Here is a 25871-nt window from a genome sequence, read left to right on the forward strand (position 1 = left end):
ATAAAATTCATAGAAATAAAAATGCAGACCTCACATAGAAGATCTGCTTAAATATTTTCCATTACTTAGCGAAGCGATGGAGGAGTAGAAAGCTTTCTTACGCTTGAATTTGAACGAACACTAGCAGCTGGCGCTGAAAAAGAAGGAGACGCTGTAAGCTCTTTTTGGATAACGATGCTAGAACCTAGCTGGCCTTGTACTTTAAAGCCCCAATGCTGAAAAGTCCTTAGAGCATCAGTGTTCTCTTCATCGACCGTACCAAATACATTGCGAATTCCTTGTTTCATGAGGTGACTCTCAAATACGGGAAGAAATGAGGTAGCGATACCTTTTCCTTGATGTTTCGTATCTAACACAACATAGTCAACAAAGATCGTTGGCCCGATTCTAAATCGATAGCAGACAAAGCCAATGATCGTGTCATTGCTGTCACAAACAATCATGACCTCGTTGGCCATGTTTATAATCATTTCAATCACGCTTTTACGAACTTGAAAATTACTTACTACCATATCAACTAAAAAAGGATCGTCCTTACCAGGAATCCGTTTGCGAATATACAAATATATTCCCCCTTATATTACTTTACGAAGGGAAGATATAAAGAAATAAATAGAAGATGATTCACTTTTAGAAACACTTAGGTTACATAGAACATGACTATTATTTTATTAAAAATCCCCCTTGCTTGTACTATATGTGCTTGTCCTTAAAAGGGTCTGGATACCGTCCTAGGTCTTATGAAAAAGGCGCTATGTAAAATGTTCCTGAAAATACTGAAAGCCGAGGAGAACTCCTCGGCTTTCCACCTGCTTAAGCTACATCAGGTCTTTTCTTGCAGCATTTTTTTCTTTTCTTAGATCCAAAAAGGCTTCGTAATAATTCGTTCACTATAGACCCCCCCTTCTATGAGCGAACTGTTGAGAAAAAACAAACAATGTTGTTTTCTTCTCTACTCTATCTTACGCAAGCTTGTCTCAATGGTTTGGACGAAATTGAAAAATGGATGCTAAAAAAATTCATTTACAATTACATACAAAAATTCGTTTATAATTTAAGAACTAGCATAAAAAAGGAGTACACATTTTATGAGTGTTGAGCGCGAGCAACGAAAACAGATCTTCAGAGTTTTGGAGTATATCGAAGAGCATGTAGCAGATTCTCTGCCACTCGAGAAACTTGCTAACATCTCTACGTATTCTCCTTTTCACTTTCAGCGTATTTTTAAAAGTATCGTTGGGGAAACTCCGGCTGCCTATGTAAAAAGATTTCGTTTAGAGAACGCTGCACATCGATTAATCTATGAATCCTATATACCTATCACTCAGATTGCATTGATGTGTGGTTTTTCATCCTTATCGTATTTCACGTATTCGTTTCATTCGTATTTCAAAACGAGCCCAAAGAACTGGAGAGAAGGAGCATACCTCCAGCAGTTTCCTAGGGAATATGAAAATAGCAAGAAATCTAAACAAGTTCGCAATCCATCGAAAGAAAAAGAGGACAAAGCTTCTTATAATGAGTTTAAATGGCTAGATTTATCTAAAATAAGAATTGAAACTTTTCCAAACAGCATTACGGTGAAAGGTCATCATTTTGGGACGTATACGAGTGGAGTTTCTGAAGCTTGGGAAGAAGTTCATAAATGGTGTGAATCAAGAAATCTGATTGATTCACATACGGTGTTTCTAGGTGTACCGCGAAACAATCCATACATCACACCTCCAGACAAATGCCGATATGATTGTCATCTATCAATCAGTGGATCAATAGCTAATTCAAACTTGTGTGAAGATATATCTGATTTCGTTGGTGGGAAACATGTGATTTATGAATTTGATGAGCCTGTCGACTATTCAGAGCGCAATCTCATAATCGAGTGTTATTCCGAACTGTATAGCTATTGGCTGCCAAGAAGTGGTTTTAAGTACTTAAGTAATCCAGTAGAAATTGTACAGGTTCAACAGAACAAAGACACGTTAAAACGGGAAAGTAAGATAAAAGCGATAGCACTAGCCATTGAACCAAAATAACGAGGGGGCCATTATGGAACTAAACGGAGTGCTATTAAACACGACAGCGATTATCGCTGGGGGACTTTTATATATGATCTACGGGGGCATCTACTATTCAACGATACTCGGAAAGAAAAAGGAGAATGGTGAGACAGGACCTTTTAAATACATTTTTTCCGTAATCGTTGCCTTTATCAGCTCATTTCTTATGTCTTATCTTATCGGATCAATTGGAGCTGAAAGTGCGGGAGAAGGACTCATGGTTGGGTTCATCATAGGGATCTTGATTACGATGGTCTATTATAAAAACACACTTTTTGGTCTACTGACAAGAAAGTCTTTTATCATTGCAATCGGAGACCACTTGGTGATTTTCACCTTACTAGGATTGTTGCATGGTTGGATGAATTAAGGTTTGAAGGAGCTTAGTGATAAGCTTCTTTTTTATGTTTTAAAGAACATATGATTTGTGTTTTAAACGGCATCATTGGCAAGTTGATTGGAGTGTAAGGGGTGAGACTCCTGGGGGATCAGCGGGACAGGTGAGACTCTTAATAGCGCTATGCGCTAAGAGGCTCACCGCACGCCCCCCGGAAAGCGAGCACCTGAAACGGAGATCAACTACTTCTCAGCACAAAAAAACCACTGACATAATGGAGGACCATCACATCAGTGGTTTTAATTTTAAGATTAACGGATACCTTTCATCTTCTCTTGAATCTTAGGTGAGATGACGAATAGGATAAGTGATAACACAATCGCAGCTCCACCGATCGTACCGAAGTACATCATTTCTGTTTCTGCAGAATAGAACTTAACGATTTGTGCGTTGATCGCTTGTGCAGCTGCACTTGCCAAGAACCATAAGCTCATTGTTTGTGCAGAGAATGCTGCTGGAGCAAGCTTTGTTGTAGCAGAAAGTCCTACTGGAGACAATAGAAGCTCACCGATTACAACAATAAAGTAACTAAGAACAAGCCATAGTGGATTTACCAATGTATCTTCTCCACCAAAGTATGCAGGAAGAAGAATAACCAAGAATGATAAACCAGCGAATAACAAACTTAAAGCAAACTTTTTAGGTACTGTCGGTTGACGGTTACCAAGCTTTACCCACATCCATGCGAATAGTGGAGCTAGTGTAATAATAAATAGTGGGTTCAATGATTGGAACCAAGCTGGCGAGATCTCAAGTCCAGCAAACGTTAAATCTGTACGCTTGTCCGCGTAAGCTGCAAGAATCGTTGAACCTTGCTCTTGAATCGCCCAGAACATAACAGCAGCGATGAATAGCGGAATGTATGCAATAATTCGTGAACGCTCGTCTGATGTCGTTTTTGGACTGCGGTACATCACTACAAAATAAATAGTAGGAATCGCGATACCAAAAAGACCAACTAAAGTAATGAATACTTCGAGTGTGAAAATACCTGCTGGAATGGTTGTACCTAAGACAACAGCTAGTACAACTGCTGTAATACCAACGATGATTGATACTTTCTTCTTCTCAGCTGGAGATAATGGATTAGGGACATACGTACCTGCAAGACCAAGATTCTTTTTCTTCGTTACAGCAAATACAATTAGTCCTAATAACATACCAACGGCTGCGATCCCGAAACCTAAGTGGAAGCTCTTTTTAGCAACTTCCCCAACGATTAATGGAGATAAGAATGCACCAAGGTTGATACCCATGTAGAAAATACTGAATCCTGCATCGCGACGTGTATCGCCAGGAGCGTAAATATCTCCTACAACACTGGATACGTTAGGCTTAAGTAAACCTGTACCGATTACGATAAAGACCATGGAAATAAACAGCATTGTCAGATTGCCTGGTAATACAGCTAGGACAATATGACCAATCATGATTAAAATACCACCATAGAACAATGCTCTAGATGTACCAAAAACTCTGTCTGCCAACCAACCACCGATTACACCGGACATATATACGAGTGAACCATAAATGGACATGATTGCAAGTGCAGTGGACTCTTCTAAGCCTAGACCACCTTTTGAAACTTCATAGTACATGTAGTAAATTAGGATTGCACGCATTCCGTAGTAAGAAAAGCGCTCCCAAAACTCTGTGAAGAAAAGAGTGAATAATCCTTTAGGGTGTCCAAAGAATCCTTTTTGTGGGACACTATCCACAATTTTCTGTCTATTGATGTCTGACATATGACAACCTCCTCTATTACATTAAATATAATACTTTGAAATATTTATTATTGTCAAAAGTTTTCGGCTTATCTATTATTACAGGTTCTTATGCATACGTAAATGGAAATTACACCCTATATGGGCTAAATGGCTTATAACTATGCAAAAATAGGGTATAAAAAGTGTATAAAAGTAGTGCGGCAATTTACTTACGTAGTATGCACAAAAAAATAAAAAAATTGTAAGGTGCTGGGAAAGAGGTTCAAGCATTGTGTACATAGTGAAATTTTTAGTACTATAGAAGAATAAGTTTACAGGTAGTGAAAAGAGGTCTTTTTACATGAACAAAAATTCCATATATGGATTAACGATAGAACAACTAACTGAATGGCTCGGGCAGCATGGATATAAACCGTATCGTGCTTCACAAGTATGGAACTATCTATATAGAGAGCGAGTAACCACTTTTTCGGAAATGATCGACATCAAAGATGATTGTATGAAATTATTATCCGAAAACTTTACGATTCAAACTCTTCAGGAGCACGTTAAGCAGGAAGCTTCAGATGGAACGGTGAAATTTCTTTTCAAATTGAATGATGGTAACCTGATCGAAACAGTACTGATGAGACATAAATACGGTTTATCCGTTTGTGTAACTACACAAGTGGGCTGCAACATCGGCTGCAGTTTCTGCGCGAGCGGTTTGTTAACAAAAACACGAGATCTTTCTAGTGGAGAAATCGTTGAACAGATCATGAACGTTCAGCATCATTTAGATGCTGCAGGCGATGGAGAAAAGGTAAGTCATATCGTTGTAATGGGGATCGGTGAGCCTTTCGATAACTTCCAGAATATGATTGATTTTCTTAAGATCATGATCGATCAAAAAGGTTTAGCGATTGGATCAAGACATATTACTGTTTCTACGAGCGGAATCGTAAATAAAATGTACGAGTTTGCAGATGTGAACATTCCAGTGAATCTCGCACTATCCCTTCATGCACCTAATAATGAACTGCGTACAAAAATCATGAAGATCAACCGAGCTTTCCCTGTTGAAAAGCTGATGGATGCGATCAACTATTATATCGAGAAAACAAATCGCAGGATTACGATTGAATATATTCTATTAAAAGATGTAAATGATCATGTAGAAGAAGCGGTAGAACTTGCTGCTCTTTTCCAAGATAAAAAGAAAAAAACATATATCAATTTGATCCCTTATAATCCAGTTGATGAACACAGCCAGTATCAGCGAAGTGACCAAGAATCCGTTTTAGCTTTTTATGACACACTCAAGAAAAACGGGATCAACTGTAAGATTCGTCAAGAGCACGGAACAGATATCGATGCGGCTTGCGGTCAGTTAAGAAGTAAACAGATCAAGAAGGATAAAGATCGATCGATTACGTCGTAAGTCTTAATGGAAGGCTGTTTACTCCTTAAAGTGCGTGGTGAATGGAAGTGGACAGTAAAAATGGCGAAGTAGACAGTAAATGTGTAAAAGTGGACAGTATTTCATCAGGAGTGGACAGTATTTTCTAAAAAGTCGATAGTAAGTACACTTTGAGGTGTTTGCGCGCTACCCATAGGCCTGTCTACGCATTAAAACTGTCCCTATATAGAAGTAGTTTTGTTGATGGCGACGGTAATCTGTCTGATTCGAAGATTAATCTGTCCGATTGGCCACATAATCTGTCCAATCTGCACCATAATCTGTCCATTTCAGCCAATAATCTGTCCAATTATACACTTTCAAAAGCAACAATGATTACGAAAACAGCCTAATGCAATGAGACCGGTTTTTTCAACCGGTCTCTTTTATTAAGTTGACAACTGTAAAACCATTACATATGATAATGGTAATTCAATGGAAGGGATGGTGTGTTTGTGAGCGTTGTCGTTCTTAACTAAAACAATTTGGATATCGGTCTACAAAAGAAAAATGAAACGGCTTGTCCGGTTTATTTGTTATGTCTTTTGTTTGCCACCAATAGTTAAGAACAGCGGTCAGATACAAGCCATCATACTCAATCCCTTGATGCTGCGGACTCTTCTTATGAGCCGATTTTTTTATGCATTTTTAGGGTGAAGTCTATCTATGAGGCAGAAATGACATGTTCATTTCTGTCTTTTTTTATTGGCACGTTCTTGGCCTCTGTTAAGAGGAGGGGATAAAACAACGATCTTTAAGTAACTTGTTTTTGCTATTAAAAATTTCTGGAGGTAGATCCATTGAATACACAAACATTGAACATGCTCGAATATAACAAAATTAAAGAACAACTTGCGTCTTTTGCAATAAATAGAGCTACAAAAGAACAAATTGAAAAGCTTCAACCATCTTCAAACCTAAATATCATTAAATCATGGATGCTAGATACGACAGAGGCAAAACGCATTCTTGAGAAGAGCGCTAGTGTTCCTATCGCAAATTTAAACGGACTTGAACAGGTTCTAGAGATACCAAAGAAAGGGTTAAATCTTTCTCCAGATCAACTCACATTGATTTATGGCTTGCTTGAAAACGTGAGCCGAATGCAGCGATTCATGAGAGACAAAACTTCTGTGGGACCCAGCGTATCATCTTATGCGTACTCTATGTTTGACCTAAGTGATTTAAAAGAGGAGATCTATCGATGTATTCGTAACGGAAGAGTCGATGACCATGCAAGCAAAGCTTTGTTGAAAGTAAGAAAAAAGATTACCGTTGTCGAAGAAAGAATTAAATCAAAGCTTGATAACATGATGAAGTCCTCTGTTTACCGTGATATGCTGCAAGATCAGATCGTTTCCATGAGAGATGGTCGTTATGTGATTCCGGTTAAGAGTAAATACAAGCGAAACATTGACGGTCAAGTACTGGATAGTTCTTCAAGTGGGGCAACAGTATTTATAGAACCTCACGATATTCGAAAACTTCAGACCGAAATCAGTATGCTTAGAGAAGAAGAGGAGATCGAGATCTCTATGATTCTAGGGGTGCTTACAGGAATGGTTGCGAGTTATGAAAGAGAATTGCACATTACGATCGAGGCGATGATTCATTACGATTTTATCTTTGCAAAAGCAAAATATAGCAGAGTGCTAGATGCGAAATCTGTAGTGTTAAATCAAGAAAACAAAATAAACATTGTAAACGGTAAACATCCTCTGATCGGTGAAAAATGTGTTCCACTGCATTTTAATCTTGGCATAAACTATCAGTCACTCATCATCACGGGACCTAATACAGGAGGAAAAACGGTAGCTATCAAAACAGTAGGTTTATTAACCCTAATGGTTCAAACAGGGCTGCATGTACCAGTCGATGAAGGCAGTGAATTTGCGGTGTTTAGAGAAGTCTTTGTTGATATCGGAGACGGGCAAAGCATCGAACAATCCTTAAGTACGTTTTCTTCCCATATGACAACGATCATCTCCATTCTGAACGATGCAGGACCACAGGATTTGGTCATTTTAGACGAACTTGGTGCGGGAACTGATCCTTCTGAAGGAATGGGGCTTGCAGTCGCTATTCTTGAAAGACTGTTTAGCAAGGGAAGTATGATTTTAGCAACGACTCATTATAGTGAAATAAAAGAATTTGCTTCCTTTACCCCGGGATTTGAAAACGGATCGATGGATTTTAACCTTGAAACACTTCAACCTACGTATTCTTTAATCATTGGTAAAGCGGGTAAAAGCCAAGCGTTCTCTATCGCTCTGAAATTGGGGATGGACAATGAAATTATCCACCGTGCAAAACAGGTGACTCAAAAAGAAAGTTATCCACATGTGGACAAAGATAGAAAGACTATGTTTTCCACAACGGAATGTGGAGAATTAGAGCGTTTAAGAGAGAAAGCGAAGTCGAAAGTGAAAAAACAACAAGAAAATCCACCCAAGATGGTAGAGAAAATAGGTGATGTTTTTCATATTGGTGATCGTGTATTTGTTTCAAGTCTGAAAGCTGCAGGAATTGTTTACAAGCTAGAGAATGATCATGGAGAAATTGGCGTTTTAGTCGGAGAAACAAAGCATACCTTTCATAAGAAGCGCCTTAAACTTCATATTGAGAGTAAAATGCTTTATCCAGAGAATTATGATATGGATATTGTATTTGAGTCGAAAGAAAATAGGAAAAAGATGAATTCTATGAAAAAACGCCATGTTGATGGTCTTTCTATTGAAAGAGATGATGTGTAAGTGAGGGAGTTAAATGGAGAAGCTTGTTACGTGTAAAATAGTGAGCGCTACCCAATTAACGGATGATTTCTTACTGGAATTTAACCGTTATCAAGAAACAAAACAGGTATGGTACGTTGAAGATGGTGCTTACAAAATAAAGGACGATTATTTTATTGATGACTGGTCGACTGAGAGGAAGGTACAGATCATTCAAGAGTTAAGACGTTGTGTATGTGGTGGTGGAGTAGTTGTGGCAGCATGGAAACAGAAGCAGTTAGTTGGGTTTGGGAATTTAGAAAGTGAACGCTTTGGTTCTGATGAGCAATATTTAGAGCTACCCTACCTTCATGTCTCAAATGATGCAAGAGGAATGGGCATTGGAAAAAAACTTTTTGCTGTATGCTGCTATGAAGCGAAGAGGTTAGAAGGAAAGAAGCTGTATATTGCAGCGCATCCGTCTATTGAATCACAAAATTTTTATCGTACTGTAGGGTGTTTACCAGTACCAGCCGAAGAAGTGAATGAAAATATATTTAAGAGAGAACCTTTAGACATTCAACTCGAAAAAACGCTATAACAAAGGGAAAGAGACATCTACGTAGTGTTAGATGTCTCTTTTTCAATAACAATCTCATCCGCAACAGCGTCCTCGATATCTGAAGCAATATCTATCGCTTTTGTAAAATTATGATCGCAACGGATGCCTTTAAGTGTTACATCACTGGCACGATGAGGTCCTCCATATACTTTTACTGCAGCTCCAGAGGTTGTAAAATCTTTTATGATAATATCGTTCAAGATTACATTTCGCGCACGATACTGAATGGCTATTACCGGTTGTCCTTCATAGTTGTATGTGCGATCACCTAGTACAGTTAAACCGTTGATAACAACATGGTTATATCCTGATACCACAAGGCTACGAGGTGTCGAATCTTTATATAGCTCTGTATAAATAGGCGCGACGCTTAAGAGATTAGTTGCAGAGATATGATGTGCTGTTTTCGACTCAGGATCTATATCCTTATGATGGCCAATATGTCGAAAATTGTAGGACCGGTTATCATTAACCGATAAATGACCATAAATGTGTACATTCGTTGCTGCTGATGCATTATGGTGTGCTTTAACTTCAACGCCTCCAAAACATCGCGCTGTGGAGTTGTTCAAAAGCCAAACATTATGTGAACCATCATCAATTTCAATTCCGTTGGAGTTCGAATACCCTTTCTTATGAGACCTGCCGCTAGGATCGCTCATATGAGAATTAGAAATAAAAATATATTCACTATGGTGTGTTGTAATGCCATCATCCCCAAATCCATGTCCATTGAGGTTATCTAACCAGATATATTTACTTCCTCCTCTTGAACGAGTACCATCCCCAAGATAAGTATACAGAGAAGAGGACACATCAAACCCGTGCAGCCCTGAATTTACGGCTTCTAGGTCAAACATCCAGCCATAAGTGACGTTAGCGAAGGTTAAACAGCTCGATCGATTGTTTCCTGCACTTGTTTTTTCCTCTCCTTTTAGCCGTTCGACGTTCCAATCTAGAGTCATTCCTTTTACAGCTATATTTCGATTGCCTGTAAAATGGTTTTTATTCGTAACCAGCCATTCTGCTTTAGGGCTATCTTCATGTAGTTGTAGGGTCGTTTTACCTTTTCCTTCCCCTAAAAGGATCGTCCACGAAGGCAATTTAATGCCTTTTGTTACGAATTTTCCTTCTGGAACACGTACGATTACCCTACCTTTACCAATAGCCTTTCTAAAAGCCTCCGTGTTATCTGTTACTCCGTCTCCTACAGCTCCGTAGTCTAAAACGTTTGCTTCCTCTTTTATATAACGGTACAGCATCTCGTACTGTTCATTTAACTTTGATATCCATCTAGGAAAAATATTATTTTGTTCGTCTTTTTCCCAATCTGTTGTAAGAACTTCATAATAGCGTACTCTTTTAATGCCTATACTTTTTGTTGCATATTTTAACCATTCAAAAAGAGTGCCTTTTCGTTGACGACCTTTTTTTAATGATTCTCTGAAGAGATTTTCAGAAGTTAGTAGATTTTCTGAATCTGTTACAGCGTGTTTTTTCCTTAGCTGTCCTATCAATTTTTTGTTTGTGAGTGGATCATGATGTTTATCAAGTGAAATCATTAAAACGATCACCTCAGCTCATTTTGTTAAATAGTATTTTATAATTTTCCCTATTATAAATGATTTAATCAGATTGAAACAGGAGTGGGGGAGTGGTGATGCGCAACCTATTTTTTGGATGCAAACAAAAACGTTTGCAAGTTTACAAATATGTTTACATTTGTTTGCTTATTTGTTTGCAAGTTTACAAATGCGTTTACATGTTGGTGTGTATGGGTTTGTGGAATTATAAGCATGTTGTTTGCAACAATGTTTACAAGTTTACAGAAAATGTTTGCGTGTTTACAAATGTATTAAAAAGAAAAATAGGCATTGTTTAATTTTAAATAACCCTCTAATCTATTTATATAGAAACAAAATAATGATTTGAAAAAGAAAGGATGTACGCCCATGAGTAATTCTAGAGTTGCTGCAGTTGATGTAGGTAACGATTCACTAAAAGGAATTTTCGGTACATTAGAACATGAATTAAACATCCCTAACGTAATTGCTAGAGATATTGAGGATCGTCCTGTAATCGGGATTGAGGAGTTAGACAGCAAAGATCCTTTAGAAGGCATACATATTAGAGTTCACTCCCCTGCCCTTAAAGAAAACAATGTGATTTATCGTGTTGGTCAGCTTGCTGCTAAGAGCGATAACTCTACTGAACTAGATCCAGGAAGCAGTAAATCAGAAGAAGATCAAACATTGATCATGCTTTTCGCGGCATTAGCTCTTGATGCAGTAAATGAAGATAATGCAAAAACATTTACAAAAAACAATAATGTGATCGATACTAGCTATATTTTAGGGACAGGTCTTCCTCTACGCGAAGTAAAAGAAGGTAAGGATGCTGGATATCGTTCAAAACTATTAGGATCTGTTCACCAAGTAGAATTCTTAGTAACGCCTAAATACCAAGGAATTAAAGTTAACTTAAAGTTTGAAGAAGTAAAAGTGTATCCAGAAGGTTTTGCTGCTTTTATTAACCTTGTTATGGATAACGATTTAAATATTACGAATAAAGATCTGATCGACAAACCAATCCTTATTCAAGATATTGGAGGTCTATCTACAGATATCGCAGTTATTAAAAATAGAAATGTTGATGATGATAAAGCTCAAGGCTTTAACCTTGGTGTTTCTGAAGCGCTCGAACAAATTAGAGAAGAAATTCGTTCTAAGCATGGCGTGGAATTAGACAGCCGACGTGATGTAGTAGATATCATTACGAAAAAGACGAACCGTAACCACATCATGGTACGCGGAAGCCGTACGAGTGTTCATGACATTACGGATCGCATTTTAGTAGACTTGGCGAAAAAGCAATATCGTCTTCTTCGCAACGTATGGCAAAAAAATTCGCAAACTGAAATCTGCTATTTTGTAGGTGGAGGATCTGCGGTACTTAAAGATTATATTAAGACGTTAAACAATAACCTAGATGGCTACAATATCGACTTTTTTGAAGATGAGAAAGAAAGCATCTGGATGATGGCAAACGCTTATTATAAGCTGATCTCTGATCACTTAAGAAGAACTGCGCCAAAAGAGAAAAAGAGCGAGGATAAAGACAAAAAAGCCGTTAAAGCTTAAACAAGGGTGATGAAATGGACAAAAAAGCATCCAATGAGATTACAAGAGGTAAAACGATTGCTTTTCGTATCCCCTCTGACACCCCAGATCACGTCATCAAGCAGCTTCAAAAGCTGAAAGAGACGGAGAGACGCAATTTTTCGAGCAAGATCTCAGAGTATGTTCTTCAAGGTGTTGGACAAGACATACAAAGAGATCGAGAGACGATTACGGTACCATTGCCGAAAAATCTAAGTAAGATGCAGCGCGATTGGTTGAAGCATGAACATTCAGAAGCCTTGTTAGGCAATATTTTGTATCAGCTCATATCCAATCCTGTAAGAACAGCATCGTTACTGGCGGCTTTAAACAGCAACGCAACCGATATTGATCAGGCTCTATATCTGCAGGAAGATGTAGCGCGCCATGAGGATTCGTTGGATCAGTATGAAGATCCAGCTGAAACCGAACACTCAACCGATGACTTTGACGATGATGATCTTAGTCAATTCGATTGGAACAGTGCTAAGCGAGATGAGCCTGAAGAAAAAGAAGAAACACAAAGTCCTGAGCAGGAAATGGAAGATTTGCTTGGGGATTTCCTTGCACATATGAATAAGTAACTAGAAAGCGCAGCTGAAACATCAGCTGCGTTTTTTTATGATAGTGAGCTTTCATGGTAAGGGGTATGTGAGAGAAATAGGTAGGCGTAATTTGTCGAGGATTGTAAACTTGCGGATAAACGACTAAAACTTTTGGATTGAGCGACTAATCTCGTGGATAAACAGCCGAAATTTCTGCATTCCGTCCCTAAACTTCTGGATTGAAATACTATAATACCCAAATAGGTATTTGCAACGATCAGTTTCGGTACACGATACAGCAACTATTTTCCCTTTGAAGGAGTAGAATTTTTATAAAAAAATCAGTTTGCTTCCAACACAGGTAGGGAAAGGTCTCTTTGTGATGTGAAAATACATAAAGAGAGGATAAGTTAAATGAACGATCAGAACAAGGTGAACGGAAATAGCAAGAACGAGCAGCTGGAACAGTATCGTGCAGATGACAAAGGCAAAAAGTTAACGACCAATCAAGGGTTAAAAGTTGCTGAAGACGAATTCTCGCTTAAAGCGGGAGAACGTGGTCCTACACTTATGGAAGATTTTCATTTTCGGGAAAAAATGACTCACTTTGATCATGAACGAATTCCAGAGCGTATCGTACATGCTCGTGGTTTCGCGGCTCATGGTGAGTTTGAATTATATGAGTCTTTAGGAGAATTCACAAAAGCAAATTTCTTAAATGACACCTCTAAAAAAACTCCAACGTTCGTCCGTTTTTCGACCGTAGCTGGTTCACGTGGATCTGCTGAAACGGTGCGTGACGCGCGCGGTTTTGCAACAAAATTTTATACGGAAGAAGGAAACTACGATCTTGTTGGAAATAATATTCCGGTTTTCTTCATCCAGGATGCGATCAAGTTTCCTGATTTGGTTCATGCGTTAAAACCTGAACCTCATAACGAGATGCCGCAAGCAGCAAGCGCGCATGATACGTTTTGGGACTTTGTAGCCAACAACCAAGAGTCGGCGCACATGGTGATGTGGGCGATGTCAGATCGAGCGATTCCACGAAGCTTTCGTATGATGGAAGGGTTCGGCGTTCATACGTTCAGACTTGTGAACGACGAAGGAAAAGCGCATTTTGTGAAGTTCCACTGGAAGCCTGTGTTAGGAACGCATTCTCTCGTTTGGGATGAGGCGCAAAAAATTTCTGGGAAAGATCCTGATTTTCACCGCAGAGATCTTTGGGAATCGATCGAAAATGGGGATTATCCAGAATATGAACTAGGACTTCAGATTATTGCGGAAGAAGATGAATTTAACTTTGATTTTGATATCTTAGATCCGACGAAATTGTGGCCAGAAGAAGATGTTCCGGTAAAACTTGTCGGCAAGATGACGTTGAACCGTAACGTGGACAACGTTTTTGCCGAAACAGAGCAAGTTGCTTTTCATCCTGGTCATGTTGTTCCGGGAATCGATTTTTCAAATGATCCACTTTTACAAGGGCGCTTATTCTCTTATACAGACACACAACTGTCTCGTCTTGGAGGACCAAACTTCCACGAGCTTCCGATCAATCGACCTGTTTGTCCGTTTCATAACAATCAGCGTGACGGAATTTCACGACATACGATCAATAGAGGGCAAGTGAGCTATCACAAGAATTCACTTGCAGCGAATACGCCGTCACCTACTCCTGAAGCAGAAGGCGGATATGTTCATTATCAAGAAAAAGTGGACGGAAGAAAAATTAGAAGCAGAAGCGAGAGTTTTAAAGACCACTATTCACAAGCCACTCTTTTCTGGAACAGTATGAGCGAGCCAGAAAAACAGCATCTAAAGAATGCTTTCAGCTTTGAACTCGGTAAAGTGAAAAGTAAATCCGTACAACAGCAAGTCGTAGATATGTTTGGAAATGTGAGCTTGGAGCTTGCGACTACTTTTGCGGAAGCGATTGATGCAGTACCTCCTAAAGGTGAAGAACCTTCCGTTACGAAGTCTTCACCAGCTTTAAGCCAGCTGAATACGGTTAAAAGCCCGAAAACAAGAAAAGTAGGGGTAATCGTTGGGTCAACTGTAAGTGGTGAAGTGGCAGAGATTCTGCAATCGTTAAAGAGCAGTGGTATTCAAGGTGAATGTATCAGTGATAAGTTAGGAAAACGAACGGCGGATGATGGGTCTGAGCTAGAGGTCATGCATACGTTCTTAACGGCGACTTCCGTTATCTTTGATGCGATCTACGTAGTAGGTGGAAGTGATGATGCTACGTTTAAGAAGAATACTTTGCACATCGCGAATGAAGCGTTTACGCATTTTAAGCCGATTGGTGGTACTCATGAAGGTCTGCAATGGCTAAATGAAGCAGAACTAACTGGACAGCCTGGTGTTGTCAGCGGAGATGGAGTAGATGATTTCGTACAGAGCTTTACGGAAGCTATTACCGTTCACCGTCATTGGAATCGCAAAGTATAAGGATGAAAGAACGGTGAGCTTAAGTGTTCACTGTTCTTTTTTTGTGTCTTAGGAATGAATTGTTGATAACGATACAAACTACATATGAAACGAAAATGAAGGAGAGTTCATATGTATAAAAAAATGCTAAGTATGATTATGGTGCTTGCAATAACGTTTCCTATTTTAACAACACCATTAACAGCAGAAGCCAAATCAAAACAAAGAGTGCAAGAACCGTGTTTTAGCCAGAACGCAATTGATTTGTATTCTTTGCAAAGAAGGCTGTGGAAAGACCATGTTTATTGGACGAGATCCTACATTGTAAGTGCTACTGAAGGAGCTAAGGATCAAGACGCTGTATTGCAACGACTGTTGCAGAATCAAACCGATATCGGTAACTCCATCAAGCCCTATTACGGAGATAAAGCCGGGAACGAACTCGGGAAATTATTAACAGAGCATATTGTCATCGCTGGGCAGTTGGTAGATGCAGTGAAAAAAGGCGATACGGCGAATGCAGCTAAAATAAATAAAGATTGGTATCGTAACGCTGATGATATCGCTACATTCATGAGTAAAGCAAATCCGAACTGGTCAGAACAACAAGTAAAAGAGATGCTTTACACACATTTGAAATATGTAACAGACGAAGCTACAGCAAGGCTTAAAAAAGATTATACGGGTGAGATTGTAATTTTTGATAAGAACAAGAATCATATGGTGATGTTTGCCGATGAAATAACGAATGGCATCATGAAGCAGTTTCCAGACTCATTTAGAACGTCATAAGAAAAAGCCTCTCGGGATTGAGAGGCTTTTTCGCTATTTATCCTTTTTTTCCTTTTTGTTCGTTTCTCTTTGATCAATCGTACCTTCGTTAAATGTATCGTTGACCTGCTCGTGAACGGTTTCTAGTTCCTTATCTGTTTTTGATTTGTTTTTCTTATCAAGTTCAAGATTATTCTCTGCGATGTCCTCTGACTGTTTCTGTTTATCTGTTTTGTCGCTCATGATTGAATACCTCCTATTTTAAAAAAGGGACTACTATCCTTTTCCCTTTCAGTTTTCCCTGAAACATGCTGAATTAAAATAAGCCTTATCCGATGGTGGATGAGGCTTGTAAGAAAGTAGTTGATTTACGCTCCAGGTTGCATGCTTTCCACGGGGCGAACGGTGAGCCTCCTGTCTAGTTGCAGTGACTAGCCCCTCGAGGTCAAAAGTTAAACGGTCAAGAAGGCAAAGTGCGCCTTCCTAGCCAATTTACCTTTTGCTTGTCGGGGCTAAACGAGTCACTTCCACTTTTCGGACTGCCGCTTTGCGCCATTAGGAGTCTCCACCTGCCCGCTCGTCCCGTAGGAGTCAGCAACCTTCCGCTCCAATCAACTTGCATGGGAAGAAAAAGAAACATCCTAAAGCAAATAACTTTTAGAAAAGAGCTCTTTTAAAAGAAATCCAGAAAAGCTGCGGGCTTGTTTGTAATGATTTTTTTAAATCGTTCAACGTCTTCTTGGTTTCCTTTAATTTTGCCGCATGAATATAAAAACTGGGACTTTTGTGAACCTAAGAGAGCTGCTGCTAGCGTTTGTACATCCATAGCTAATGCTTCTGCTTCCGTTTTTGAATCCCTTGTAACACCATTTTCGTCAATAGTGAACGTACCGTTGTTCCATTCAGCTTTTTCATCGGTAATGGATAGAGTAAGTCTACCTTCCATGTTTTTGAAAGGATATTGCTTTAAAAAACTTTCAACATCTACAATGCGTGCCATGAAGTATGGATAGTGCTCTTGGTGAATCCTTGGGTTGTTCAATAAAAATGGAAGCTGATCATTAGAAGGCGCTACTATCTTTACTTTATCCACCATAGAATCGTGCTGACAGATAAAATTCCAGAGAGCACGCCGTGCATCATCGCTTACATAGATAAACTCTTGAACATCAAGCAATTTATCTGCTACCTTGCAGCATAAATATCCTTTTGGAACGCCGTTTTCATCTTTATAAAGGATACGGTTGTAGCCTTCAGTAAACACATGGTTGTTCCACCAATAATCAGAACGAACTAGCAGATGATTGTATGTACGGAACCATCCTTCATAAACCGTATTCAGTAAGTCATTTCCGTCTTCCTCCGTTAACCTGGAAATCGTTCCAGAAACATCTTCATATCGGACGAGATCGCTCTTATTTAAAGTATATTTGTTCAATGAAGCAGTAAGCTCCCAGCCGAACCGACGATAAAATTGAATATTGAAAGGATGCAGCAAGCTGATGCTTTGGCCGTTCTCCTTCATCCTTAAAAGCGCTTGTTGCAATAGGCGGGTGACAGAACCTTTACGGCGATGTTCTGGCCATGTAGCTACACCTGCTATACCACCCATCGGGAAACGTTGATTTTCAATAGAGATTTCCAGAGAGTGGATGTGAAGTTTAGAAATGAGCTCTTCGTTTTCAAATTCTCCCCAAATTTCTTGTCTCTTCATCATCTCATAACGTTTTGGCAGATCCTCTTTCTTTACGATGTACTGAAAAGCATATTGAGAAAGCTGTATTGATTTTTCAAATTCTGTTTCTGACAATACTCTACGTTCCATTTTGATGACCTCCCTTTCCTATTTCATAGTACAAGTTAGGGAAGAGTGTTGAAAAGGATTTCTATTAAAAAGTTTCTGGTACTCGTTTTTCAACTCTTAAAGCATTAATAAATTCCGCGAAATAAAAATGTTAGTATGTATATAGAAGTGAAAAATAATGGATATTTATAAAAACTATCGAAATTATATTCATTTGGAGTTATAATTATAAATCGTTGTGCATATTCACAACGCTGAAGTGAGGACAAGCATGCGCATTCATAAATATATTAGTTTAACGGGTTATTGCTCTAGAAGAGAGACGGATCGGCTATTGAAGAGTAGCCGTATATCTATAAATGGTGAGATTGCGAACAAAGATAGTTTTGTAAATGAGAGTGATACCATTCTTATCGACGGTAAAGAGATACCTCGAAAAGCGTCAGCGATCTACCTCGCCTTTAACAAACCAGTTGGAGTCACGACCACATCAAATCCTGAAATAGCTGGAAATATTCTAGAGTATATCAATGTATCAGAGCGTGTTTTTGCTGTTGGTAGGTTAGATAAAGCATCCCAAGGTTTGCTTTTATTAACGAATGATGGAGAGTTGGCAAATCGGATATCACAATCTGATTATGGTCATGAGAAAGAATATGAAGTGACTGTCGATCAACCTGTTACGGAGTTGTTTCTTCAAAAAATGGCTCAGGGAGTTTTCATCTTAAATGCTTTAACAAAACCTGCGAAAACAGAGCTTGTAAGCAAGTATGTTTTTCGAATCACACTTACCCAAGGATTAAACCGGCAGATTCGGCGTATGTGTAAAACGCTAGGATATGAAGTAGAAAAGTTAGAGCGTATACGTATTATGAATATACATCTTCATACACTAGAAGCCGGGGAGTGGCGGTACTTAAGGGATGACGAGGTTAGTGACCTAAAAAAAGGTTTAGAGATTTAGTGAAAAAGGAAAGAAACACTAGTATTTTATAAAAAACTAGAATTTCTTACAATATTGCGAAAATTGTAGAATCAACATATACTTGGTAATGGAAAGTGTATGAAAGCGCTTTACATCGTAGAAAGAGAGGCACAAGATTATGGGTTTACCGAAACAACAGATTGATGATCAAATGAAACAAACAAGTTTTAGTCGATTAATTAAATTTATAGTACCATCGCTGGTTGGTATATTTTTATTTATGATTCCTATATCATATGATGGGGAAATCACCATTCCTGTAGCGATTTTAGCAGGGATGTTGCAAGATGGAATAGGTCCACATATTCCAAAGATCATGACGGCTATCATAGGGATTACGGTCATTGGATCTTTAGCAACTTACATGTTTAAACCTAAAGCAATCGTAAATCAACCGTTTTTAAATACATTATTCAACGTAAATATCGTGTGGCAATTGATTCGTTTAGTAGGATTGATTTTTGCTGTGATGACGCTGTTCAAGCTTGGGCCGGAAGCAGTATGGTCTGAAAATACAGGGCAGCTTCTGCTTTTTGATTTGATTCCTGTATTGTTTTCTGTGTTCTTGTTTGCAGGGCTATTCTTACCATTGTTATTCAACTTTGGCTTGTTAGAGCTTTGTGGTGCGTTACTTGTAAAAGTGATGCGACCTGTTTTTAAACTGCCAGGACGTTCTTCTATCGATTGCCTAGCTTCATGGCTAGGTGATGGAACAATTGGTGTTCTATTAACAAACAAGCAGTATGAAGAGGGGTATTACACGAAGCGTGAGGCTGCTGTAATCGGTACAACATTTTCTGTAGTATCTATTACATTCGCGATTGTTGTTCTTGCTCAAGTAGATTTGGCTCATATGATCGTCCCGTATTATTTGACGGTCGTTTTAGCAGGGCTCGTGTGTGCGATCATTATTCCACGCATCCCGCCTTTGTCTAGAAAGCCTGATACGTATTATGAGGGAGCAAAAGAAAATGTTGCTGATGAAGTAATTCCTGAAGATCAGACACCATTTGGATTTGGACTTAAAAAGGCGGTTGAACGCGCTGATCAAAATAAAAAAGCTGCACCATTAGTGAAAGAAGGAATTCAAAACGTGCTAGATATGTGGATGGGCGTTGTGCCGATCGTAATGGCAATCGGAACATCTGCATTGATGGTCGCAGAGTTCACACCTTTCTTCACGTACCTGGGAGCACCTTTTGTACCGATTTTAGAGTTGCTGCAAGTTCCATATGCGTCAGATGCAGCACAGACGATCGTAATCGGATTTGCGGATATGTTCCTTCCTTCTATCATCGGAGCAGGTATTGAAAGTGAATTGACTCGTTTCGTAATCGCGGCAATGTCAGTGATTCAATTGATCTATATGTCTGAAGTCGGCGGGTTGCTTTTAGCTTCTAAGATTCCTGTTAACTTTAAAGAACTAGTTATTATCTTCTTCTTACGTACTTTCATCTCACTTCCGATTGTTGTGGGAATGGCACATCTTATGTTTTAAAAAGAAAAGCTGCTTAGAGGAACGTTCCTCTAAGCAGCTATTTTTTTGTGTTATAGAAGTTCTCGTATATGTTTTTCAATCGTTTCAGGCTTGTCCGTTGGGGCGAAGCGCTTAACAACTTGTCCGTTTCTGTCTACTAAAAACTTAGTGAAGTTCCATTTAATCGCTTTAGATCCTAAGATTCCAGGTGCTTCAGCTGCTAAGTATTTAAAAAGGGGATGCGCTTGATCACCGTTTACGTCTACTTTTGCAAACATCGGAAAGTTAACGCCATAGTTCAATTCGCAGAACTCCATAATTTCATCACTCGAACCAGGTTCTTGTGCACCGAATTGATTACATGGAAATCCAAGTACAGATAATCCTTGTTCTTTATGGCTCTCGTAAATCGATTGAAGACCTTTGTACTGAGGGGTAAATCCGCATTTACTAGCTGTATTTACAATTAAGAGCACATCACCTTTGTAAGTGTCTAGATCCGTTTTCTCGCCTTTGATCGTTTCAACTGAAAAGTCATATACAGACATTTTCTCAAGCTCCTTATTTTTCGTATTTTTTATTAGTTTAACGGTAAATGGAACGGCTTTCACTGAAAATGCTCGAAGTGGTAAAATAAGGAGAAAATCAAAAGGGGGTAGATAGAAATGGATGCAGTGTTTCATGTGGAACATCAAGTTTTCAATTACCGTGTAGCAGCCGTGATGATCAAAGATGGCCGGGTACTCATACACCGAGCAAAGACGGAGACAAATTGGTCATTGCCTGGAGGAAGGGTGAGACTTGGTGAAGATGCTAAGACGAGCTTAAAGCGAGAGATGAAAGAAGAATTGGATTTGAACGTGACCATTAATGGTTTCTTATGGACAGTTGAAAACTTTTTTACATATGCAGAAAAAGAAATCCATGAGGTTGGACTATATTTTAAAATCACTGCTGAAAACTCGTTGCCGTTTCATGATGGTGAAGAATTTACCGTGTTAGAAGCAGATCGGCTTGTATTTAAGTGGGTTCCTTTGGAAAGGTTGAATGAGTATGAGTTGTATCCTCAAGTGGTTAAGGAACGGCTGAAAGAGGGTACTTTTGAGCCGGATTATTTCTTAGTAGATCAATCGTCTCAAGTTGGTATGAGTTCTTAACTTAAAAAATAAGGGAATAAAAGAAGAATAGGTAAGTAGCGAGGATAACGGTCAATGTTTAACTTTACGCTACTTACCTTGTTTTTTACGCTAAATTACTTTCGATTCATCCAGGGTAGATGAACGGGTTGAAGTTTTTTGATTCTGTTAATCAGATTCTTCTTCACTGCTGTTGTTATAAGCCAATCCGCAGGAACAACGACAATCCCCAAACAATAAATGGTAAGCTGCAGGGAACTCCTGATTGACTAGCTGTACGCCGCGTGCAAATTCTTTAACGTCAGTTGGAACACGTGGAAGAGCATCAGCTTTCTTCTGAGAATCGATATAAGCTCCAGGTGGAACAAATCGATTTTTTCGAATACGCACTCCATTTGTAACGACCGCATTATACGAAATAAAGCTTCCTTTCTCCACTGTTGCGTTATAAACAATCGCCTTAAAGCCTACGAATACTTTTTTTCCGATAAAACAAGGTCCGTGAACGAGAGCTCCATGCGCGACAGAAACTTCATTGTCGATATAGATGGAATACTTTCTGCCATCAACTCTGACGAACTGATTCGTTAATCCATGAAGAATGACGCCATCTTGAAGGTTAGTATTACAGCCGATATAAAATGGCGTTCCTTCATCTGCGCGAATACTTACTAGTGGTGCGACATAGACGTTTTCTTTAATTCTTACATCACCGATTACGCTTGTAAATGGACTGAGAAATGAACTTTGATCAATGGTTGGTGCAATCTGTATAGGATTGAATGTCGTTTTAGGATTAGGGCTAACAAAAGGCTGAAAGCCATCTCCGCAATCATTGTGTTTCAAAATTACCCACCCCTTACATTTTATCTTCTCAGCGTATGCAGAGAAGATAGAAGTGGAAACTAATTCAAAAAATCGCTGCTGATTCAACGGGATATTGTTTGGTTATAAAACTGTGTCTACCCCACTTGTACAAAGTGGGGTGTTTGTATTTGTGTGGGGTCAGACCCCTCTACGCCTCGAGGCTTATCTAAAGATACTGCTACGGCCAGTTTTGAGAAAATGCTGAGGGAGTTAAGCTAAAGATACGAAAGGAGGAAGCCAATATGAAAAAATTAGGCTTGCTTGTAGTTGGAGGAATTGCAGCAATCGTTTTGATCGCAAATCTTGGCCCGATGGTTGGTCTTGGGATCGGTCTGGCTGTCATGTATTACGCATTTAAGAAGGCGATGGCTGCGCAAAGTGGAGGAAAGAAATTTTGGTGGGGAGCTCTATCGGTAGTAGGACTTTGTATATCCGTTAGCAACCTGCCTGCGATATTAGGTGCTGTCGCGATCTATGTTCTCTATGTGGTTTATAAGAAATGGAATCAATCAGGGGCGGTAGATGAGAACGACAATAATGACCCTTTCACAAACTTTGAAAGAGAATGGGCAAAACTTAAAAATAGCTAAAAAAACGTAAATAGGGAGCGAATCATTATGAATTTATTTGAACGCATCAAAAACTCAATCTCAGCAGATGTACATGAGCTTTTAGATCAAAAAGAGGAAAAGAATCCTTTATCTCTTCTGAATCAATATTTAAGACAGTGTGAGTTAGAAGTCAATAAAGCTCGTAAGTTAGTCGAGCGTCAACAGCTGTTAAAAGATCAGTTCGTACGTGAGATGGAAGAAGCCGAGGCAAGAGCAGCTAAGCGTGCTCATCAGGCTGAAATTGCTCAACAAGCGAACGAGCAAGAGTTGTATCAGTTCGCACTCCAAGAAAAAGAACAGCATACAGTGCGAGCAGCTAACTTAAAAGAATCTACGCTGCAAGCAGAAAAAGATCTTGTAGAGCTCGAGCAGAAGTATGAGCAGATGAAACATAAGCTCAAAGATATGCAGATCAAACGTATGGAATTGATGGGTCGTGAAAATGTAGCTCGTGCTCACCAGAAGATGGACCGTGTGATTGATCCATCACAATCCATCAAAAAATCGGCTTTCCGTTTTGATGAGATTGAAACTTATATGGACCGTCTAGAACAGAAAGTTAATGCCGAATATCATGCAAGCTCGATGGAAGCGAAGCTAGCTAAACTAGAAAAAGATTGGAAAAAGGAAGAATCACATACTACCGTTTAAGGCAGTATGTGATACGATAAAATAAGAAACAAGGCGCAAATTGCTGCGCCTTTTACCTCGTTTATGACAGAAAGTGAGTGAGTGCAGATGCTGAATCGGAAAAGAAGTGATCTCATAAGTTGGGGGCTTTTATTAGCGGTTGTTTTGGTGTTATTAGAAGCTACCTTAAACGGAGGAGGAATCTTGTTTTCTCTTTTGTTTAGTGCTGCACTCTTGTTTTTTGGACGAAAACGAATGCCGAAGCGCTCCGGCAAGGTCATGTTCTGGCTTGGTGTTTTTATCGCCGTCATGAACGTATTAAGCATGTTCACCTTTAAGCTCTTATTAGTGGCATTCGTTATCTATGTGATTTATGAATTTTATCAATCCAAACAAAATCCTGTATTCGTGACGCCTCAGTTCGAGCAGGTTCCGACTATGACACAAGATGATGTATACAGAAAAGAAACGCTATTAAAAAACATCCTTTTAGGCACACAACAAACGCCAGAGCATGTGTATGAATGGAACGATATCAACATCCAGTGTGGTCCTGGTGATACGATTATCGATTTGAACCAAACGATTTTACCTGATGGGGAATCGGTTATTCTTATTCGTGGAACGATCGGAAATATTACGATCTATGTTCCTTATGAGATGGATGCGGCGGTCAGCCATTCTATGATCATGGGGAATTCAAGAATTTTTGACAGAAGTGAATCTAAGCTGTTCAACCAGACGCTTTTTTACCGAACGAAAGGGTATGGAGAGGCTAATAAAAAAATCAAAATCGTAACAAGTATGTTTGCCGGAAGTCTGGAGGTGAAACGGGTATGAGTACTGTTTTACGTCATATGTTCTCCGGTATCATGGCAGCATTTGCAGTAGCAATCGTGCTAGGTTCAATCGTTTATACGATATTTCCAATTGATAACTGGGATTTTTTATTACAGAAAAACTTGCTCGATATACCTGTTGCTTTCGTCTTGCCTTTTTTAGTGTTCATCATGGGCGCTTTCTTTGGTTTGAATTCGGGTATCACGTCTCGTAAACAACTAAACTCCATCAATCGTACATTAAAATCGATTGAAGACGGCAGGCAAGTAGACATGAAAGAAGTCAATAGTCTTGAGTTACGAACGATAGCGAAGCGGATGGATGGCATTCAAAAGCAGTTAGGTGAAAAGATTCGCCAGTCGCAAAAGATGGCTACTGAAAAAGCGGTAGATCAGGAGAAACGTATTCAAGAGATTATTTCCCAAGAAAGAAATCGTTTAGCGAGGGAACTGCATGATTCTGTGTCACAGCAGCTTTTTGCTGCCAGTATGATCATGTCTGCTGTAAATGAAACGCGAAGAGAGGAAGACTCACGTGAAACTAAACAGTTAAAACTTGTTGAAGAAACGATTCATCAGACACAGCTTGAGATGAGAGCACTTCTTCTGCACCTTCGTCCTGCTGCATTAAACGGGAAATCATTGCAGAAAGGAATGGAGGAGCTTTTACAGGAGCTTCTGCAAAAAGTGCCGATCGAACTGAAATGGAAGATTGAAACGATCCCACTTGCTAAAGGAGTCGAAGATCACCTGTTTCGTATTCTTCAAGAATCGGTGTCTAACATATTAAGACATGCACAGGCAAATAAAGCGCAGATCTTGCTTGTCCAAAGAGATGATCTGATTATTCTTCGCATTGAAGATGATGGTGTTGGCTTTAAGATGGATCAAGAAAAAGCAGGTTCCTACGGTCTGCAAAACATGCATGAACGGGCAGCAGAAATTGGAGGAATACTGAAGATTGTGAGTTTACCAGGTGAAGGAACACGGCTTGAAGTTAAAGTACCAATTTTAAAAGCGGGAGATGACGGCAATGATCAAAGTTTTATTAGTGGATGATCATGAGATGGTGCGTATTGGGGTTTCGGCTTACCTTTCGGCGCAGCCTGATATAGAAGTAACGGCAGAAGCAGAGAACGGAAAAGTAGCCATAGAGAAAGCACTAACGCTGAAACCGGATATTATCTTAATGGATCTAGTTATGGAAGAGATGGACGGAATTGAAGCAACGAAAGAGATAACAACTGTATGGCCAGAAGCGAAAATCATTGTTGTTACAAGTTTTCTTGATGACGAGAAAGTTTATCCAGCACTCGAGGCGGGCGCTTCTAGCTATATGTTAAAAACGTCAAAAGCGAGTGATATCGCTCAAGCTGTTCGCGACACGTATCATGGGAAATCTGTTCTTGAACCTGAAGTAACAGGGAAGATGATGAGCAAGATGCGTAAAAAGCAAACGCGCGAGCCACATGAAGAGCTGACTGCGCGCGAGATGGAGATTCTTCTATTGATGACGAAAGGGAAGACGAATCAAGAGATTGCAGATGATCTGTTCATCGCTTTAAAAACAGTCAAAGTACATGTGAGTAACATATTGAGCAAGCTCGATGTACAAGACCGTACGCAAGCTGTTATCTATGCCTTCAACCATTCGCTCGTGTAA

General features: G+C 39.3%; 24 protein-coding genes. 17 read left to right on the forward strand and 7 right to left on the reverse strand.

Translation table 11 applies throughout. The annotated features are described in order from the left end of the window. Positions 1 to 65: 65 nt before the first annotated feature. Positions 66 to 563 (reverse strand): GNAT family N-acetyltransferase, encoded by a 498-nt coding sequence (locus P4V41_RS16360; RefSeq protein WP_328086192.1) that lies wholly within the window; start codon positions 561 to 563, stop codon positions 66 to 68. Positions 564 to 1088: 525 nt separating this feature from the next. Here P4V41_RS16360 and P4V41_RS16365 point away from each other — a divergent pair. Together P4V41_RS16365 and P4V41_RS16370 are read left to right on the forward strand one after the other, a co-directional pair. Further along, positions 1089 to 2033, forward strand: a complete 945-nt coding sequence (locus P4V41_RS16365; RefSeq protein WP_328086193.1) for an AraC family transcriptional regulator — start codon at positions 1089 to 1091, stop codon at positions 2031 to 2033. Between the two features lie 13 nt (positions 2034 to 2046). Beyond that, positions 2047 to 2427 carry a DUF1761 domain-containing protein gene (locus P4V41_RS16370; protein WP_328086194.1) on the forward strand — a complete coding sequence of 127 codons (381 nt, stop codon included), beginning with the start codon at positions 2047 to 2049 and terminating at the stop codon, positions 2425 to 2427. Positions 2428 to 2705: 278 nt separating this feature from the next. On the opposite strand, the gene P4V41_RS16375 is transcribed toward P4V41_RS16370, so the two are convergent. Further along, entirely contained in the window at positions 2706 to 4199 is a 1494-nt protein-coding gene (locus P4V41_RS16375; protein ID WP_328086195.1) for a peptide MFS transporter, read from the reverse strand. Between the two features lie 322 nt (positions 4200 to 4521). On the opposite strand from P4V41_RS16375, the gene rlmN reads away from it, so the two are divergent. The 3 genes from rlmN (at position 4522) to P4V41_RS16390 (ending at position 8931) form a co-directional block, all read left to right on the forward strand. Next, a complete protein-coding gene (rlmN, locus tag P4V41_RS16380; RefSeq protein ID WP_328086197.1) occupies positions 4522 to 5601 on the forward strand; it encodes a 23S rRNA (adenine(2503)-C(2))-methyltransferase RlmN in 1080 nt (359 codons plus the stop codon). An 818-nt stretch (positions 5602 to 6419) separates the two neighbouring features. Next, positions 6420 to 8372, forward strand: coding sequence for an endonuclease MutS2 (locus tag P4V41_RS16385; protein WP_328086198.1), 1953 nt, complete (start codon positions 6420 to 6422; stop codon positions 8370 to 8372). 13 nt (positions 8373 to 8385) lie between these two features. Then, positions 8386 to 8931, forward strand: a complete 546-nt coding sequence (locus P4V41_RS16390) for a GNAT family N-acetyltransferase (RefSeq protein ID WP_328086199.1) — start codon at positions 8386 to 8388, stop codon at positions 8929 to 8931. Positions 8932 to 8948: 17 nt separating this feature from the next. On the opposite strand, the gene P4V41_RS16395 is transcribed toward P4V41_RS16390, so the two are convergent. After that, positions 8949 to 10514: a glycosyl hydrolase family 28-related protein gene (locus tag P4V41_RS16395; protein ID WP_328086201.1), complete on the reverse strand. Its 1566-nt coding sequence runs from the start codon at positions 10512 to 10514 to the stop codon at positions 8949 to 8951. Between the two features lie 390 nt (positions 10515 to 10904). Here P4V41_RS16395 and P4V41_RS16400 point away from each other — a divergent pair, with 390 nt between their 5' ends. The 4 genes from P4V41_RS16400 to P4V41_RS16415 all read left to right on the forward strand — a co-directional run bounded on the left by P4V41_RS16400 (position 10905) and on the right by P4V41_RS16415 (position 15880). Beyond that, positions 10905 to 12092 carry a ParM/StbA family protein gene (locus P4V41_RS16400; RefSeq protein WP_328086203.1) on the forward strand — a complete coding sequence of 396 codons (1188 nt, stop codon included), beginning with the start codon at positions 10905 to 10907 and terminating at the stop codon, positions 12090 to 12092. A gap of 14 nt (positions 12093 to 12106) precedes the next feature. Continuing rightward, positions 12107 to 12694, forward strand: coding sequence for a hypothetical protein (locus tag P4V41_RS16405; RefSeq protein ID WP_328086205.1), 588 nt, complete (start codon positions 12107 to 12109; stop codon positions 12692 to 12694). 375 nt (positions 12695 to 13069) lie between these two features. Further along, positions 13070 to 15109, forward strand: a complete 2040-nt coding sequence (locus P4V41_RS16410; RefSeq protein ID WP_328086206.1) for a catalase — start codon at positions 13070 to 13072, stop codon at positions 15107 to 15109. A gap of 111 nt (positions 15110 to 15220) precedes the next feature. Further along, entirely contained in the window at positions 15221 to 15880 is a 660-nt protein-coding gene (locus P4V41_RS16415) for a glycosyltransferase (RefSeq protein WP_328086207.1), read from the forward strand. 33 nt (positions 15881 to 15913) lie between these two features. Here the strand turns inward: P4V41_RS16415 and P4V41_RS16420 are convergent, their stop codons facing one another. Continuing rightward, entirely contained in the window at positions 15914 to 16102 is a 189-nt protein-coding gene (locus P4V41_RS16420) for a DUF4025 domain-containing protein (RefSeq protein WP_328086210.1), read from the reverse strand. Positions 16103 to 16532: 430 nt separating this feature from the next. Then, entirely contained in the window at positions 16533 to 17684 is a 1152-nt protein-coding gene (locus P4V41_RS16425; protein WP_328086211.1) for a GNAT family N-acetyltransferase, read from the reverse strand. 250 nt (positions 17685 to 17934) lie between these two features. Between P4V41_RS16425 and P4V41_RS16430 the strand changes: the two genes are divergently transcribed. Both P4V41_RS16430 and P4V41_RS16435 read left to right on the forward strand, forming a co-directional pair. Further along, positions 17935 to 18627: a pseudouridine synthase gene (locus P4V41_RS16430; RefSeq protein ID WP_328086213.1), complete on the forward strand. Its 693-nt coding sequence runs from the start codon at positions 17935 to 17937 to the stop codon at positions 18625 to 18627. A 139-nt stretch (positions 18628 to 18766) separates the two neighbouring features. Then, positions 18767 to 20146 carry a YjiH family protein gene (locus P4V41_RS16435; RefSeq protein WP_328086215.1) on the forward strand — a complete coding sequence of 460 codons (1380 nt, stop codon included), beginning with the start codon at positions 18767 to 18769 and terminating at the stop codon, positions 20144 to 20146. A 50-nt stretch (positions 20147 to 20196) separates the two neighbouring features. Here the strand turns inward: P4V41_RS16435 and P4V41_RS16440 are convergent, their stop codons facing one another. Further along, entirely contained in the window at positions 20197 to 20673 is a 477-nt protein-coding gene (locus tag P4V41_RS16440; protein WP_328086217.1) for a glutathione peroxidase, read from the reverse strand. A 117-nt stretch (positions 20674 to 20790) separates the two neighbouring features. Between P4V41_RS16440 and P4V41_RS16445 the strand changes: the two genes are divergently transcribed. After that, on the forward strand, positions 20791 to 21282 hold the full coding sequence (locus P4V41_RS16445) for an NUDIX hydrolase (protein WP_328086218.1): 492 nt from the start codon (positions 20791 to 20793) through the stop codon (positions 21280 to 21282). A gap of 147 nt (positions 21283 to 21429) precedes the next feature. Here P4V41_RS16445 and P4V41_RS16450 read toward each other — a convergent pair whose 3' ends face one another. Further along, positions 21430 to 22107, reverse strand: a complete 678-nt coding sequence (locus tag P4V41_RS16450; RefSeq protein ID WP_328086220.1) for a carbonate dehydratase — start codon at positions 22105 to 22107, stop codon at positions 21430 to 21432. Positions 22108 to 22370: 263 nt separating this feature from the next. On the opposite strand from P4V41_RS16450, the gene P4V41_RS16455 reads away from it, so the two are divergent. The 5 genes from P4V41_RS16455 (at position 22371) to P4V41_RS16475 (ending at position 25871) form a co-directional block, all read left to right on the forward strand. Then, positions 22371 to 22718: a flagellar basal body rod protein gene (locus P4V41_RS16455; protein WP_328086222.1), complete on the forward strand. Its 348-nt coding sequence runs from the start codon at positions 22371 to 22373 to the stop codon at positions 22716 to 22718. A 27-nt stretch (positions 22719 to 22745) separates the two neighbouring features. Next, positions 22746 to 23390 (forward strand): PspA/IM30 family protein, encoded by a 645-nt coding sequence (locus tag P4V41_RS16460; RefSeq protein ID WP_328086224.1) that lies wholly within the window; start codon positions 22746 to 22748, stop codon positions 23388 to 23390. An 87-nt stretch (positions 23391 to 23477) separates the two neighbouring features. After that, the gene (gene liaF / locus P4V41_RS16465) at positions 23478 to 24209 is read left to right on the forward strand and encodes a cell wall-active antibiotics response protein LiaF (protein WP_328086225.1); all 732 of its coding nucleotides are present in this window, start codon (positions 23478 to 23480) and stop codon (positions 24207 to 24209) included. Continuing rightward, the gene (locus P4V41_RS16470) at positions 24206 to 25267 is read left to right on the forward strand and encodes a sensor histidine kinase (RefSeq protein WP_328086226.1); all 1062 of its coding nucleotides are present in this window, start codon (positions 24206 to 24208) and stop codon (positions 25265 to 25267) included. Before liaF ends, P4V41_RS16470 begins: the two co-directional genes overlap by 4 nt. Continuing rightward, positions 25242 to 25871, forward strand: a complete 630-nt coding sequence (locus P4V41_RS16475; protein ID WP_328086228.1) for a response regulator transcription factor — start codon at positions 25242 to 25244, stop codon at positions 25869 to 25871. The genes P4V41_RS16470 and P4V41_RS16475 overlap by 26 nt, the downstream gene beginning before the upstream one ends.

Source organism: Fictibacillus nanhaiensis (genome assembly GCF_036213205.1).
Taxonomy (GTDB): domain Bacteria; phylum Bacillota; class Bacilli; order Bacillales; family Fictibacillaceae; genus Fictibacillus; species Fictibacillus nanhaiensis_E.